Below are 12,909 nucleotides of genomic sequence, written 5' to 3'. Positions count from 1 at the left end.
GCACCGGACACGCGCGGACTCAGGCCGGCTCGGCCAGCGCGCCCCGGATCCGGTCGATCACCTCGGCCTCGGCCGGCGTCACCCCCCGGTGCGCCCGCGCCACCCGGTCGGCGGCGGCCAGCACCAGCGACCGGTACGCCGCCACGTCCCCCGGCGACTTCGCGCGCAGGATCTCCACCGCCCGACCCAGCGCCGGCAGCACCACCGCCTCGACCTCCAGGGCCGAGTCCCGGGGCAGCCTCGGCAGCGGGCCGGTCGTCAGGGCCTCCTTCACCGGGCCGCTCGCCCCCGCCATCGCCCCCGAAGCGGCGAAGCTCTCCCGCAGCATCGCGAACATGCCCGGGTCGGCGTTCGACACCAGGAAGACCGCGCCGAACGCGCCCGTCTTCAGGGTGAGTCGTTCCTCGTCCGTCAGCGGCTGGCTCATGGTCACGGAGTGTAGATGTAGGGCGTGGTCGTGGTGACCGGGACGAGGCCGAGCCGTTCCAGGATCGGCCGGCTGTCCTCGGAGGCGTCCACCTGCAGCAGGGTCCGGCCCCGCTGGGCGGCCAGCCGCGCCCGATAGCCGACCAGCGCCCGGTAGATGCCCCGACGACGCCACTGCGCGAGCGTCGAGCCGCCCCACAGCGTCGCGAAGCCGGTGCCCGCCACGTAGCGCACCCAGCCAGCGCTGACCACCGTCTCCCCCGCCTCGGCGACCACCACCGTGATCGACTGCGGGTCGGCGGCGATCTCCTTCTCCAGCCCGTCGGCGAAGTGATCCCGGCTCTCGCCCCAGACCTCCTCCTCCATGGCCATGATCCGGTCCAGGTCGGCGCGGGCGGTGACCTCACGCAGGCGTACCCCCTCGGGGGTCACCGGGAGCGTGGCCGCCAGCGGCGCGACCGGGCCGATCACGACGGTCTCCCGCTCCTCGGGCACGAACCCGGCGGCCCGCAGCCGGTCCGGCAGGTCGGCGGGCTCGTCGTGGCCGTGCAGCTTCCACTCCACCGACTCGCCCCGGGCGCGGAAGAACTCCACCTGGCGGGCGATCAGCGCGTCCAGCGCCGCCCCGGTCAGGCCACCCAGGTCGCGGTACGTCAGAAAGCCACCGTGGTCCAGGCCGAGGATGCGCACCAGCGGCCCGTCCCGCTCCACCGTCACGCCCTCCGGCAGCGGGTCCGGGGCCCACGCCTTGAGCTGGTTGTCGTACGCCTCGCGCAGCGTCGTCGGGTCAAGATCAGTCACCCGTCCAACCTATGCCCTGGACAAAGCGGATAATCGGCTGCGTGTGGGAGACGGTACGGCGGTGGTTCGACCCGCGGGAGCTGCGGTCGGTGGGCAGCACGCCCGACTACCGTTTCTCCCTGGCCAACGAGCGGACGTTCCTGGCCTGGCTGCGCACCGGGCTGGCCCTGGTGGCCGGCGGGCTGGCCGCCGCCCAGTTCCTCCCGCCGCTGCCGCTGGCGCACCTGCGCGAGGCGATCGCCGTCGCGCTGCTGCTGCTCGGCGGCACCGTCGCCGTGCGGGCCGTGGACCACTGGGCCCGCACCGAACGCGCCATCCGGCTCGGCGAGGAACTGCCGGCGTCCCGCTTCCCCGCCGTGCTCGCCCTCGCCGTGGGGCTGGGCGCGGTGCTGCTGGTCATCGCGGTGCTGGCCCGCGCGATCGGCGGCCGGTGACGGTCGGGCCGGGCCCGGCCGGCGACCCGGGGCTGCAACCCGAACGCACCCGCCTGGCCTGGCGGCGCAGCCTGCTCGCGCTCACCGCCGTCACCGTGCTGACCGTCCGGCTGGCGCTCACCGGGGACGCCGCCGGGGCGGTGCTGGCCGGCGCGGCGGTCGCCGGCTGGGCGGCGGCCCTCGCCCTGTGCTGGGGGCGGGCCGTCGGGTCGGGCCCGGTGCGCGCCACCTCCCGCACCATGCCGGCGCTGGCCCTCGCCGCCGCGTGGCAGGCCACGCTGGGCGTGCTGCTGGCCCTACGCGGACTGGGGTGACGGGCGCGGGTGCGCCATGATGGGGAGATGGCCCGCCTGTACGTCCTGCTCTTCCTGGTCCAGATCGCGCTCGCGGTGCTGGCGCTGATCAGCTGCCTCTCCGCCGAGGAGGGGGCGATCCGCGGGTTGCCCCGGATCGCCTGGGTGCTGATCATCCTGTTCTTCCCGCTGGTCGGCTCGATCGCCTGGTTCCTCGCCGGCCGGCAGCGCCCCGCCGCAGGGCCGGGCGCGCCCCGGTCGGCCCCCGGCGGCCCGCGTCGGCCGCTCGCCCCGGACGACGACCCGGAGTTCCTCGACTCCCTGGCCGAACGCACCCGGCGGCAGGACGCCGAGCTGTTCCGCCGCTGGGAGGAGGACCTCCGCCGGCGCGAGGACGACCTGCGCCACCGCGAGGGCGACCCGCCCCGGGAGGAGAACCGCCCCGAGGTGTGACCGGGCCGCCCCCGCAGGCGTCAGACGCGACGCCGCAGCGCCCGGACCGCCAGCGGCGCGAAGACGGCGGCGAGCGCGACGGCCCAGATCATCGCCTGGATCGCCGGACCGACCACCGGGCCGCCCACCAGCAGGCCGCGCAGGGCGTCGGCCAGGATCGTCACCGGGTTGACCTCGACCCAGTGCTGGAGCCAGCCCGGCATCCGGTCGGTGGGGACGAAGACGTTGCTGGTGAAGGTGAGCGGGAAGATCACCGTGAACCCGAAGATCTGCACCTTGTCGGGCTCGCTGACCAGCACCCCGACCAGCACCGAGATCCACGCCGCGGCCAGCGAGAACGCGAGCAGCAGGGCGAACGCGCCGAGCAGCCCGAGCACCCCGTTGCCGAGCCGGAAGCCGAGGATCGCCCCGACGCCGATCAGCAGCGACACCGACCACGCCTGCTTCACGGTGTCGGCGAGGATCCGCCCGGCCAGCGGGGCCCAGCGGGCGATCGGCAGGGCGCGCAGCCGGTCGAACACCCCCTTGGTGAGGTCGTTGTTGAGCCCGAAGCCGGTGGTCATCGTGGCGAACAGGGCGTTCTGCACGATGATGCCGGGCAGGGCGAACGTGAGGTACTCCCCCGGCGAGCCGGAGATCGCCGTGCCGAAGACGTACGTGAACAGCAGCACGAACATCACCGGCTGGATGCTGAGGTCGAGCAGCTCCATCGGGTTGTGCTTGATCTGCACCAGGCTGCGCCAGGCCAGGGTGAGGGTGTGCCGCACCCCGGCGCCCACGCCGAGGCGGCGGGCCAGGGCGAGCGGGGCGGTGACGGTGGCGGCGGTCATGCCGGGGTCCTCTCCAGGTCGGCCCCGGACGGGGTGTCGTCGCCGGTCGGCGCGTCGGGCTCGGCACGGTGGCCGGTGAGGTGCAGGAAGACCTCGTCGAGGCTGGCGCCCCGCAGGGCCAGCTCGGCCACGGGGATCTCGGCGTCGTCGAGGCGGCGGACCACGGCGGGCAGCACCCCGGGGCCGTTGACCGCGACGGTGACGGTGCTCTGGGCCACCTCGGGACTGGCGGCGGCGGCCTCCCCCGCGATGGCCACCACGGTCGCCAGGTCGGCCGGGTCCGCCGGACGGATCGCGAGGACCTGGCCGCCGGTCTTGGCCTTCAGCTCCTCCGGGGTGCCCTGGGCGATCACCCGCCCGTGGTCGACCACGGCGATCTCGCTGGCCAGTTGGTCGGCCTCCTCCAGGTACTGCGTGGTCAGCAGCACGGTCACCCCGTCGGTGACCAGGCCGCGCACGGTGTCCCACAGGTCGTTGCGGCTGCGCGGGTCGAGCCCGGTGGTCGGCTCGTCGAGGAACAGCACCTGCGGGCGGCCGACCAGGCTGGCGGCCAGGTCGAGGCGGCGGCGCATGCCGCCGGAGTAGGTCTTCGCCGCCCGGTCGGCGGCGTCGGCGAGCTGGAACCGGGCGAGCAGCTCCCGGGCCCGGGCCCGGGCGTCGGCCCGGGAGAGGCCGAGCAACCGGCCGATGAGCAGCAGGTTCTCCGTGCCGGTGAGCGCCTCGTCGACCGAGGCGTACTGGCCGGTGAGGCCGATGAGCTGGCGCACCCGGTGGGCGTCGCGGCGCACGTCGTACCCGCCGACGGTGGCGTGGCCGGAGTCGGCGGCGAGCAGGGTGGCGAGCACCCGCACGGTGGTGGTCTTCCCGGCCCCGTTGGGCCCGAGCAACCCGTACACGGTCCCGCTGGGGACCGCGAGGTCGACTCCGGCGAGGGCCGTGGTGGCGCCGAAGCGTCGCACCAGGCCCTCCGCCCGGATCGCGTACGTCATGGAAACTCCCGTCGTCTGTGCATGTGTCACGCCAACTGGCCGACGGCACTGACAAACTGCCGAGCCTCGGCTGACGTTACGACGACAGACGCCGGGAGTCCCCCGAATTAAGCGGTGGCGCTCAGGCCAGGTTCGACGAGCGGGGGTACGCGTCGGCCGGGTCGGTGAGCACGTTGACCAGGTACGGCACGCCCGAGGCGAAGGCCCGCTCCAGGGCCGGGGCGAGGTCGCCGGCCTTCTCCACCGTCTCGCCCGCCCCGCCGAGGGCCTCGACGACCTTGTCGTAGCGCAGGCCGGGCTGCAGGTCGGCGGCGACGTCGTAGCCGTACATGGCGCGCATCGGGTGCTTCTCCAGCCCCCAGATGCCGTTGTTGCCGACCACGATCACGACGGGGAGCTTCTGGCGCACCAGGGACTCCACGTCCATCAGCGAGAAGCCGGCCGCGCCGTCGCCCATCAGCACGCAGACCTGCCGGTCGGGGTGGCTGACCCGGGCCCCCATCGCGTAGCCCATGCCGGTGCCGAGGCAGCCGTACGGGCCCGGGTCGAGCCAGGTGCCGGGCTGCGCGGGCTCCAGGTATTTCCCCGCGTACGAGACGAAGTCGCCGCCGTCGCCGACGGTGATGGCGTCGGGGGCGAGCACCCGGCGCAGCTCGCCGTAGACGCGGGCCGGGCGGATCGGGTCGGTCTCGGCCGCCATCGCCTCGGCGTCGCGGGCCTTCGCGGCGTCCTCGGCCTCGCGCAGCCGCGCGACCCAGTCGTCGTGGTCGGCCCGGTCGCCGGGGTGCTCGGCGAACGCGGTGAGGATCAGCCGCAGGTCACCGGCGGGCGAGGCGGCCGGGGTGACGTGGGTGGCCCGCTGGCTGGGCGCGTCCACCACGTGCACCACCCGGGCGTCGCCGAAGTCGCCGAAGGCGAGCCGGAAGTCCAGCGGGGTGCCGACCACGACGACGACGTCGGCACCGGACAGGGCGACCCGGCGGGCCTTGGCGAAGGCCAGCGGATGCGACGGGGGCAGCGCGCCGCGCCCCATCCCGTTGGTGAACACGGGCACCCGCAGCGCCTCGGCGGCGGCGCGCAGGGCGTCGACGGCGTCCCCGGCGTACACGTCGGAGCCGGCGATGATCACCGGGCGGTGGGCGGCGGCGATCAGTCCGGCGGCCCGGGCCACCTCCTCCGGGTCGGCCTCGATCGGGGCGGGCGCGACCGCCTCGGGCAGCTCGGCGTCGCCGACGGAGAAGATCGCCTCCAGCGGGAAGTCGAGGAAGACCGGGCCCCGGTGCGGGGTGAGCGCGGTGGTCAGCGCCGCGCTGACCGCGCGCGGGATGTCGTCGGCGCCGAACACCGTCTCGGCGTGCTTGGTGACGGGGGCGACCAGCGGCAGGTGGTCCATCTCCTGCAGGCTGCCGGAGCCCCAGCGGAACTGCGGGGCCCGGCCGCCGAGCACCAGCACCGGCGAGGCGTTGAAGAAGGCGCTGGTCAGCCCGGAGACACCGTTGGTGACGCCGGGGCCGGCGGTGAGCACGGCGAGGCCGGGGCGGCGGTTGAGCTTGGCCACCGCCTCGGCCGCGAACACCGCCGACTGCTCGTGCCGCACGTCGTAGAGCGGAAAGCCGGCGGTGTGCGCCGCGTCGTAGAGCGGGAAGACGTGCCCGCCGGAGAGGGTGAACATCTCGCGTACGCCGTGCGCGCGCAGCGCCGCGAGCGCCAACTGTCCGCCGTGACCCTCGACCCGCTCCGTCATCGCCGCTCCCCTCGCCGTGGCCGGAGTCACACGCTACTGGCCGGTAGGCGGAATGTGAACCGGGCTCGGGTCAGCGGCCGGTGAAGTCGGGCTTCCGCTTCTCGACGAAGGCGGCCATGCCCTCGCGCCGGTCGTCGGTGGCGAACAGCGCCGCGAAGAGCTGGGTCTCCCAGGCCAGGCCCGAGGTGAGGTCCATGTCCAGGCCGGCGTCGACCGCCAGCTTCGCCGCCCGCAGCGCCTGCACCGGCCCGTTCAGGTACGGGGTGACCAGCTCGACGGCGGCGGCGTACACGTCGGCAGCCGGCACGACCCGGTCGGCCAGGCCGATCCGCAGCGCCTCCTGGGCGTCCACCATCCGGCCCGACATGATCAGGTCCTTCGCGCGGGCCGGGCCGACGAGCCGGGCCAGCCGCTGGGTGCCGCCCGCGCCGGGGATGACGCCCAGCTTGATCTCCGGCTGGCCGAGCTTCGCGTCCTCGGCCACCACCCGCCAGTCGCATGCGAGGGCCAGCTCGCAGCCGCCGCCGAGGGCGTACCCGGTGATCGCGGCGACCACCGGCTTGGGGATCCGGGCGAACGCGCCGAGCGCGCTGGACAGGTCCGCCGCCCGCTCCGCCATGTCCACGTAGGACATGACGGCCATCTCCTTGATGTCCGCGCCGGCCGCGAAGACCTTCTCGCCGCCGTACACGATGACGGCGCGGACCTCGGGGTCGGCGGTGGCCTCCGCCGCGGCGGCGCGCAACTCCTCCTGGACCTGCTTGTTCAGCGCGTTCATCGGCGGCCGGTCCAACCGGATGGTGCCGATGCCGTCCTTGGTCTCCAGCCGCACGAACTCGCTCACACTTGCCCTCACTTCCTCGTCGAAGTCGCGTGCCAACCTTACGGCCCGGATCGTTGGGGCAGATAGTCTGATGTCCGCCCCGCCCCACCGGAGTCCGCCATGGTCACGTACTACGACGACAGGTCGGTGCAGGTCACCTCCACTTCCGTGCGGGTGGACGGCCGGACGTACCCGCTGGCCGAGATCAGCATGGTCTGGCACCTGCGCGGCAGCCGGTCCTGGCGGGTGCTCGCCGGCCGGGGCGCGATCGGCGCGGCGCTCGCCGGCCCGCTGGTCGCCGCCGCGCTGGGGGTGGCGCTCGCGCTGTGGCTGCACCGCTCGCTGACCGTCACGATCGCCATCGTGGGAGCCTCCGTGCTGGTCGGGCTCGCCGTCGGGCCGGTCGCCGACTTCCTCTTCGAGCACCTGGACCGCTCGTACGCCCGGGGCAGCCGCCAGTTGGAGTTGTGGGCCCGCTGGCGGGGCCAGCCGGTGCGGCTGGTGTGCACGGGCGACGCGCTGCGCTTCGGGCAGATCTACCGGGCGGTGCAGCGGGCGGTGGAGGCCGGCCCGGCAGGGCAGGCGGAGCGGTCCGGTCAGACCGGCGGCCGCCCGCCGGGGAACGCCGTCAGGCCGTAGCGCCCGGCGCGGACCCCGCCCCCGCCCTACCCCGCGCGGTCCCACCCCGGCCCGCGCCGCACCTCGCCGGCCGGGGGAGGCGGCTCCCGCGCCGCCCCCGGGCCCCCAGCAGGGGCTTCAGCCCGACTAGCGAGCTGATGTCGTGGATGGATCAGGCCCCGGGGTGGGCGGTGCTGTGCGGCGTTGTGCGGTGCGGTGGGGTGCAGTGCGGTGCGGTGTCCGACCGGGGAGGGATGCCGTGCCCGGGGCGGGCGATGTCGTAGATGACTCAGCTCCCTAGGACCCGAACGTCCCTCGCCGGGCTGGGCGAGCGCGCCCGGCGGCGGTTAGGCTTGGTGATGGCCATCTATTACCAGGACGACGCGGTGCAGGTGACCTCCGAGTCGATCCGGGTGGGTGGCCACACCATCGCGCTCGCCGACGTCACGTACGTCTGGCACGCGCGCGGGCGCACCACCCTCGCCGTCCGCGGCCGGGTGATCGGCCGGGGCGTGCTGGTGCTTCTGCTGTCGCTGCCGCCGCTGGTGGCGCTGGTCTGCGTGGTGTCGCTCGCCTGGTCGGCGCAGGACCGGGGCAACTGGACCCTCGCCCTGATCATCCTGGCCGCCTGCGCGGTCGGTGCGCTGGCCCTGGTCCCGTTCCTGGAGCTGCCGCTCGGCTGGCTGGACCGCTCGTACGAGCGCGGCAACCGGGTCAACGAGCTGTGGGTGCAGCACCACGGGCGGGAGGTGATGTTGCTGAGCACGCCGGACGCGCTGCGGTTCGGGCAGATCTACCGCGCCGTGCAGCGGGCCGTGGAGCAGCAGGGCGAAAGGGGCTGACCGGGCGGCACTGGTCCGTCCGACGCACACTGGGAGGCATGGTGATTCCCCTCCCCCGGCCGTCCGCCGTCGTCGGCCTCACCCGTACCGCCCTCGACCAGGCGCTCGGCTCGGCCGCCTCGTTCGCCGCCGTCCCGGCCCGCGCCTTCGCGGTGCTGGACGGGGTGGAGGCGCTGCTGCACCGGATCAACGGGGTGGTGGACCGGATCGAGGGGACGCTGGACCGCACCGACCGGGTGCTCGACGACGCCGAGAGCGCCGTCCGGGAGGTCGCCGTGATCAGCGCCGCCGCGACCACCGCGATCGACACCGCCACCGCGGTCGCCGCCGCCGCGGCCGTGGTCGTCGGCGAGGCCAAGCGGGTCTCCGCCGCCGCCGGCACGGTGGTCGCCGAGGCCGGCGCGGTGGCCCACCGCGCCGCGGGGACCGTGACCGCCGCCGCCGAGGCGGCCGGCACCGCCGCCGAGCTGCTGGCCGCGTACGAGCCGGCGCTACGTCGGGGCGCGCCGATGGCGACCCGGTTCGTCGAGCAGCTCAGCCACGAGGAGGTGACCGCGGCCATCCGCCTCGTCGACGAGCTGCCCAAACTCAAGGAGCACCTGACCGCCGACATCCTGCCGATCCTGGCGACGCTGGACCGGGTGGGCCCCGACCTGCACGACCTGCTCGACGTCACCCGGGACCTGAAGCTCGCCGTGGCCGGCATCCCCGGCCTCGGCATGCTCCGCCGCCGGGGCGAGAAGCTGACCGACGAGTGAGTCGCCCCGGCGGGTGAACCGGCCGGGCGGTCAGCTCAGGCCGGCGGGGCGTAGAGCTGGTCGATCTCGGCCCGGCTGGGCAGGGCCACGGACGCGCCCAGCCGGCGTACGCAGGCTGCGCCGGCCGCCGCCGCCCAGTGCACCGCCGCCCGCAGGTCCCGCCCCTCGCCCCAGGCCACCGCGAGCGCGGCCGTGAACGCGTCCCCGGCGGCGGTCGAGTCGACCACGTCGACCCGCACCGCCGGGACGTGCACCGGCGCGGCGTCGCGCTCGACGTACCAGGCGCCCTCGCCGCCGAGGGTCAGCACCGCGCGGGGCACCAGCGCGAGCAGGGCACCCGGATCGTCGCGCCCCGCGCCGGTGAGCGTCCGCGCCTCGTTCTCGTTGACCACCAGCAGGTCCACGGCGTCGAGCAGCTCGGCCGGCACGTGCCGGGCGGGCGCGGCGTTGAGGATCACCCGGGTGCCGGCGGCCCGGGCGGCCAGCGCGGCCTCCGTCACCGTCGCCACCGGGATCTCCAGCTGGGCGACCAGGACGTCCGCGTCGCGTACGGCGGTCAGCTCGCCCTCGGTGAGGCCGGTGAACGCGGCGTTCGCCCCGGGGGTGACCAGGATGGCGTTCTCGCCGTCGGCGCTGACCATCACCAGGGCGACGCCGGACGCCCCGTAGACCACCCGGAGGTGGCCCGTGTCGACGCCGGCCGCCGTGATCCGGGCGCGCAGGGTCACCCCGAACGCGTCCGAGCCGATCGCGCCGAGGAAGGCGCAGGACGCCCCGGCCCGCACGGCGGCGACCGCCTGGTTGGCACCCTTGCCGCCGGGCACCATGACGAAGTCGCTGCCGAGCACCGTCTCGCCGGGGCGGGGCAGGGCCCCGGCGGTGGCCACCAGGTCCATGTTGGCGCTGCCCACGACGGCGACGCGAGTCTGCCGCACGGTTGCCTCCCTTGCTCCGGCCGCTCCGGTTGCGCCCAACTCGCGACTCAGGCGGCGCGGGCCGTCCAGCGGGCGCCGTGCCGCTCGACCGTCAGCGGCAGGCCGAAGGTCTTGGCGAGATTGTCGGCGGTGAGGGTGTCGCCGAGCAGCCCCTGGGCCACCACGGCGCCCTCGCGCAGCAGCAACGCGTGGGTGAACCCGGGCGGGATCTCCTCGACGTGGTGGGTGACCAGAACCAGCGCCGGGGCGTCCGGGTCGTACGCCAGCTCGGCCAGCCGGGCCACCAGGTCCTCGCGCCCGCCCAGGTCGAGCCCGGCGGCGGGCTCGTCGAGCAGCAGCAGCTCGGGGTCGGTCATCAGCGCGCGGGCGATCTGCACGCGCTTGCGCTCCCCCTCGGACAGGGTGCCGAAGGGTCGGTCGGCGAGGTGCCCGACGCCGAGCTGACCGAGCAGGGCGCGGGCCCGCGCCTCGTCGCCGGGGTCGTAGCTCTCCCGCCAGCGCCCGACCACCGACCAGGCGGCGGTGACCACCACGTCGGCGACCCGTTCCTCGGCGGGCACCTGCCCGGCGAGGGCGGCGGTGGACAGGCCGATGCGCATCCGCAGCTCGTTGACGTCGGTGCGGCCGATGCGCTCCCCCAGCACGTGGGCGACGCCGGTCGTCGGGTGCAGCCGGCCGGCGGCCAGGTTCAGCAGCGTGGTCTTCCCGGCACCGTTCGGGCCCAGCACGACCCAGCGTTCGTCCAGCTCGACCCGCCAGTGCACGTCGTGCAGCAGCGCGGTGCCGGACCGGCGTACGCCGACACCGTCCAGGCTGACCACCAGATCCGCGTCCACGGGGGTGGCGGCGGGGGCGGCGCCCGGGGCGCCGGGGATCAGGTCACCAGTCACCCTCCCATCCAACCACGCACCGCCGCACCGCCCCCCACGGGCAGCGTCCACACCCTAGGGTGGGGCGCCGTGTCGTTGGTCACCGCACGGGGGGAGACGCGGATGTCACACCGGGAGCACATCGGATGAGCGCGGTCATCGAGATCGAGGGGCTGCGCAAGACGTTCCACGGCCCGTACCGGAGTCGGCACGTCGCCGTGGACGGCTTCGACCTGCTGGTGGGGCGGGGTGAGATCCACGGCTTCCTTGGGCCGAACGGCTCGGGCAAGACCACCACGCTGCGCGCCCTGCTCGGCCTGGTCCGTGCCGACTCCGGCCGGATGCGGCTGTTCGGCGAGGACGTCCCGCGTGCGCAGGCGCGGGTGGCCGCCCGGGTCGGCGCGATCGTGGAGACCCCGCAGTTCTTCGGCAACTTCACCGGGCACCGCACGCTGCGGCTGCTCGCCCTGGCCGGTGGGGTGCCGACCCGGCGGGTCGACGAGGTGCTGGCACAGGTGGGGCTGCTCGACCGGGGCGAGGACGACGTGCGGGGCTACTCGCTGGGCATGCGGCAGCGGCTCGCCGTGGCCTCGGCGCTGCTCAAGGAGCCGGAGCTGCTGATCCTCGACGAGCCGGCGAACGGGCTGGACCCGGCCGGTATCCGGGAGATGCGGGACCTGATGCGGTCGCTGGCCGACGCGGGGGTGACCGTCCTGCTGTCCAGCCACATCCTCGGCGAGATCCAGCTGATCTGCGACCACGTGACGATCGTCTCGGCGGGGCGGCGGGTGGCCGCCGGCCCGGTCGCGGAGGTGCTGGCCGGCCACGACCAGCACGAGTGGCTGGTCCGCGTGCCGGAGCCCGACCGGGCGGCGGAGCTGCTGCGCGCCGCCGGCCTGGCGGTGGACGAGCGCCCCGAGCACCTGGTGGTCGGCGGGGTCTCCGACGCCGGCGAGGTCAGCCGGCTGCTCGGCGAGCAGGGGCTGTGGGTACGCGAACTGGTCCCGCTGCGGCCGGACCTGGAGAGTGTCTTCCTGAAGTTGACCGACGGCGGCGTGCGGGACGAGGAGGCGGGGGCGTGAACCTGGTCCGGGCCGAGTGGGAGCGGCTGGCCACCCGCCGCTTCATGCGACTCATGCTGGTGCTGCTGGTGCTGGCGTTCGCGGTCACGGCGGTGACCACGCTGGTGGGTTCGCACCGGCCGTCGCCGGACGAGATCGTCGCGGCGCAGCAGTCGGCGGCGCAGCAGCGGCAGGCGCTGGAGGACACGTTCCAGCAGTGCCTGGCGGCCGTACGCGGGACGCTGCCGCCGGAGGAGGCCCAGGACTACCCGCCGAACTGCTCGGTGTTCGATCCGGGCCAGCGCGACCGGCTGCCCGTGGCCGCCGACCATCTGCAGGGGGTGTTCACCTTCGCCGACCAGGCCCGGCCGCTGCTCTACTTCCTCGTCGCGTTCCTGGTGCTGTTCGGGTTCCTGGTGGGGGCGTCGTACATCGGGGCGGACCTGTCCACCGGCGGGGTGGTGAACCTGCTGATCTGGCGGCCCCGGCGGCTCGCTGTGCTCGGCGCGAAGCTGGGCACCCTGCTGGGGGCGCTGACGCTGCTGTCGGTGCTGGCCTCGGCGGCGTACCTGGGGGTGTTCTGGCTGATCGGGCAGGGCGCCGGGCTGCCCGGGGCGACGGGCGGCGACTTCTGGCCTGGGCTGGGGCTGATCTGGCTGCGCGGGCTGGTGCTGGTGCTGCTCGCCGCGGCGGCCGGCTTCGCCCTGGCCACGCTGGGCCGGCGGACGGCCGCCGCGCTCGGCGCGGTGACCGCGTACGCGGTGGTGTGGGAGCTGGGCCTGCGGGTGGTGGTGGAGGTGGTGGGCCTGCCGCGCGGCGAGGACTGGATGCTCTCCACGTATCTCGACGCGTGGCTGACGGGCCAGGCCCGGCTCTCCGACGCGACCGCCTGTCGGGGGGTGAGCGGCTACTGCGACGGCAACTACCAGATCGGGTGGGGGCTCGGGCTGGCGGTGCTGCTGACGCTCGTCGGCGTGCTGACCATGGCGGCGTTCGGCGCGTTCCGCCGCCGCGACCTCAGCTGAGCTGCCGC

The 12,909-nt window shown here is 75.0% G+C and carries 16 protein-coding genes; 8 read left to right on the top strand and 8 right to left on the bottom strand.

Annotated elements, in window-relative coordinates:
- Nucleotides 1-19: 19 nt before the first annotated feature.
- On the bottom strand, nucleotides 20-433 hold the full coding sequence (locus GA0070558_RS00815) for a hypothetical protein (RefSeq protein WP_176734047.1): 414 nt from the start codon (nucleotides 431-433) through the stop codon (nucleotides 20-22).
- Nucleotides 430-1,227 carry a GNAT family N-acetyltransferase gene (locus GA0070558_RS00810; RefSeq protein ID WP_091274396.1) on the bottom strand — a complete coding sequence of 266 codons (798 nt, stop codon included), beginning with the start codon at nucleotides 1,225-1,227 and terminating at the stop codon, nucleotides 430-432. Before GA0070558_RS00810 ends, GA0070558_RS00815 begins: the two co-directional genes overlap by 4 nt.
- Nucleotides 1,228-1,238: 11 nt before the next feature.
- Between GA0070558_RS00810 and GA0070558_RS00805 the strand changes: the two genes are divergently transcribed.
- Genes GA0070558_RS00805 through GA0070558_RS00795 form a run of 3 tightly spaced genes read left to right on the top strand, consistent with a single transcriptional unit; the run spans nucleotide 1,239 to nucleotide 2,407 of the window.
- Nucleotides 1,239-1,661: a YidH family protein gene (locus GA0070558_RS00805; protein ID WP_255704076.1), complete on the top strand. Its 423-nt coding sequence runs from the start codon at nucleotides 1,239-1,241 to the stop codon at nucleotides 1,659-1,661.
- A complete protein-coding gene (locus GA0070558_RS00800; RefSeq protein ID WP_091274393.1) occupies nucleotides 1,658-1,975 on the top strand; it encodes a DUF202 domain-containing protein in 318 nt (105 codons plus the stop codon). The genes GA0070558_RS00805 and GA0070558_RS00800 overlap by 4 nt, the downstream gene beginning before the upstream one ends.
- Before the next feature lie 27 nt (nucleotides 1,976-2,002).
- Entirely contained in the window at nucleotides 2,003-2,407 is a 405-nt protein-coding gene (locus GA0070558_RS00795; protein ID WP_077936541.1) for a PLD nuclease N-terminal domain-containing protein, read from the top strand.
- Nucleotides 2,408-2,427: 20 nt separating this feature from the next.
- Here the strand turns inward: GA0070558_RS00795 and GA0070558_RS00790 are convergent, their stop codons facing one another.
- The 4 genes from GA0070558_RS00790 to GA0070558_RS00775 all read right to left on the bottom strand — a co-directional run bounded on the left by GA0070558_RS00790 (nucleotide 2,428) and on the right by GA0070558_RS00775 (nucleotide 6,814).
- Nucleotides 2,428-3,237 (bottom strand): ABC transporter permease, encoded by an 810-nt coding sequence (locus tag GA0070558_RS00790; RefSeq protein WP_091274390.1) that lies wholly within the window; start codon nucleotides 3,235-3,237, stop codon nucleotides 2,428-2,430.
- Nucleotides 3,234-4,226: an ATP-binding cassette domain-containing protein gene (locus GA0070558_RS00785; protein WP_077936539.1), complete on the bottom strand. Its 993-nt coding sequence runs from the start codon at nucleotides 4,224-4,226 to the stop codon at nucleotides 3,234-3,236. The genes GA0070558_RS00790 and GA0070558_RS00785 overlap by 4 nt, the downstream gene beginning before the upstream one ends.
- A 121-nt stretch (nucleotides 4,227-4,347) precedes the next feature.
- Nucleotides 4,348-5,970, bottom strand: a complete 1,623-nt coding sequence (locus GA0070558_RS00780; protein ID WP_091274387.1) for an acetolactate synthase — start codon at nucleotides 5,968-5,970, stop codon at nucleotides 4,348-4,350.
- A gap of 70 nt (nucleotides 5,971-6,040) precedes the next feature.
- Entirely contained in the window at nucleotides 6,041-6,814 is a 774-nt protein-coding gene (locus tag GA0070558_RS00775) for an enoyl-CoA hydratase/isomerase family protein (RefSeq protein ID WP_043962224.1), read from the bottom strand.
- 99 nt (nucleotides 6,815-6,913) lie between these two features.
- Between GA0070558_RS00775 and GA0070558_RS00770 the strand changes: the two genes are divergently transcribed.
- The 3 genes from GA0070558_RS00770 to GA0070558_RS00760 all read left to right on the top strand — a co-directional run bounded on the left by GA0070558_RS00770 (nucleotide 6,914) and on the right by GA0070558_RS00760 (nucleotide 9,011).
- The gene (locus GA0070558_RS00770; RefSeq protein WP_091274382.1) at nucleotides 6,914-7,432 is read left to right on the top strand and encodes a DUF6232 family protein; all 519 of its coding nucleotides are present in this window, start codon (nucleotides 6,914-6,916) and stop codon (nucleotides 7,430-7,432) included.
- A 338-nt stretch (nucleotides 7,433-7,770) separates the two neighbouring features.
- On the top strand, nucleotides 7,771-8,253 hold the full coding sequence (locus GA0070558_RS00765) for a DUF6232 family protein (protein ID WP_077936535.1): 483 nt from the start codon (nucleotides 7,771-7,773) through the stop codon (nucleotides 8,251-8,253).
- A 38-nt stretch (nucleotides 8,254-8,291) separates the two neighbouring features.
- A complete protein-coding gene (locus tag GA0070558_RS00760) occupies nucleotides 8,292-9,011 on the top strand; it encodes a hypothetical protein (protein ID WP_091274380.1) in 720 nt (239 codons plus the stop codon).
- Nucleotides 9,012-9,046: 35 nt separating this feature from the next.
- Here GA0070558_RS00760 and GA0070558_RS00755 read toward each other — a convergent pair whose 3' ends face one another.
- Nucleotides 9,047-9,946: a ribokinase gene (locus tag GA0070558_RS00755; RefSeq protein ID WP_091274377.1), complete on the bottom strand. Its 900-nt coding sequence runs from the start codon at nucleotides 9,944-9,946 to the stop codon at nucleotides 9,047-9,049.
- Nucleotides 9,947-9,993: 47 nt separating this feature from the next.
- Nucleotides 9,994-10,836 (bottom strand): ABC transporter ATP-binding protein, encoded by an 843-nt coding sequence (locus GA0070558_RS00750; protein ID WP_077936532.1) that lies wholly within the window; start codon nucleotides 10,834-10,836, stop codon nucleotides 9,994-9,996.
- Between the two features lie 125 nt (nucleotides 10,837-10,961).
- On the opposite strand from GA0070558_RS00750, the gene GA0070558_RS00745 reads away from it, so the two are divergent.
- Together GA0070558_RS00745 and GA0070558_RS00740 are read left to right on the top strand one after the other, a co-directional pair.
- Nucleotides 10,962-11,897 (top strand): ABC transporter ATP-binding protein, encoded by a 936-nt coding sequence (locus tag GA0070558_RS00745; RefSeq protein ID WP_091274373.1) that lies wholly within the window; start codon nucleotides 10,962-10,964, stop codon nucleotides 11,895-11,897.
- Nucleotides 11,894-12,901: an ABC transporter permease subunit gene (locus GA0070558_RS00740; protein WP_091274369.1), complete on the top strand. Its 1,008-nt coding sequence runs from the start codon at nucleotides 11,894-11,896 to the stop codon at nucleotides 12,899-12,901. The genes GA0070558_RS00745 and GA0070558_RS00740 overlap by 4 nt, the downstream gene beginning before the upstream one ends.
- Nucleotides 12,902-12,909 lie beyond the last annotated feature (8 nt).

Origin of the sequence: Micromonospora haikouensis (assembly GCF_900091595.1) — a bacterium.
Lineage (GTDB): Bacteria > Actinomycetota > Actinomycetes > Mycobacteriales > Micromonosporaceae > Micromonospora > Micromonospora haikouensis.
This window is presented reverse-complemented; position numbering and strand designations above follow the sequence as displayed.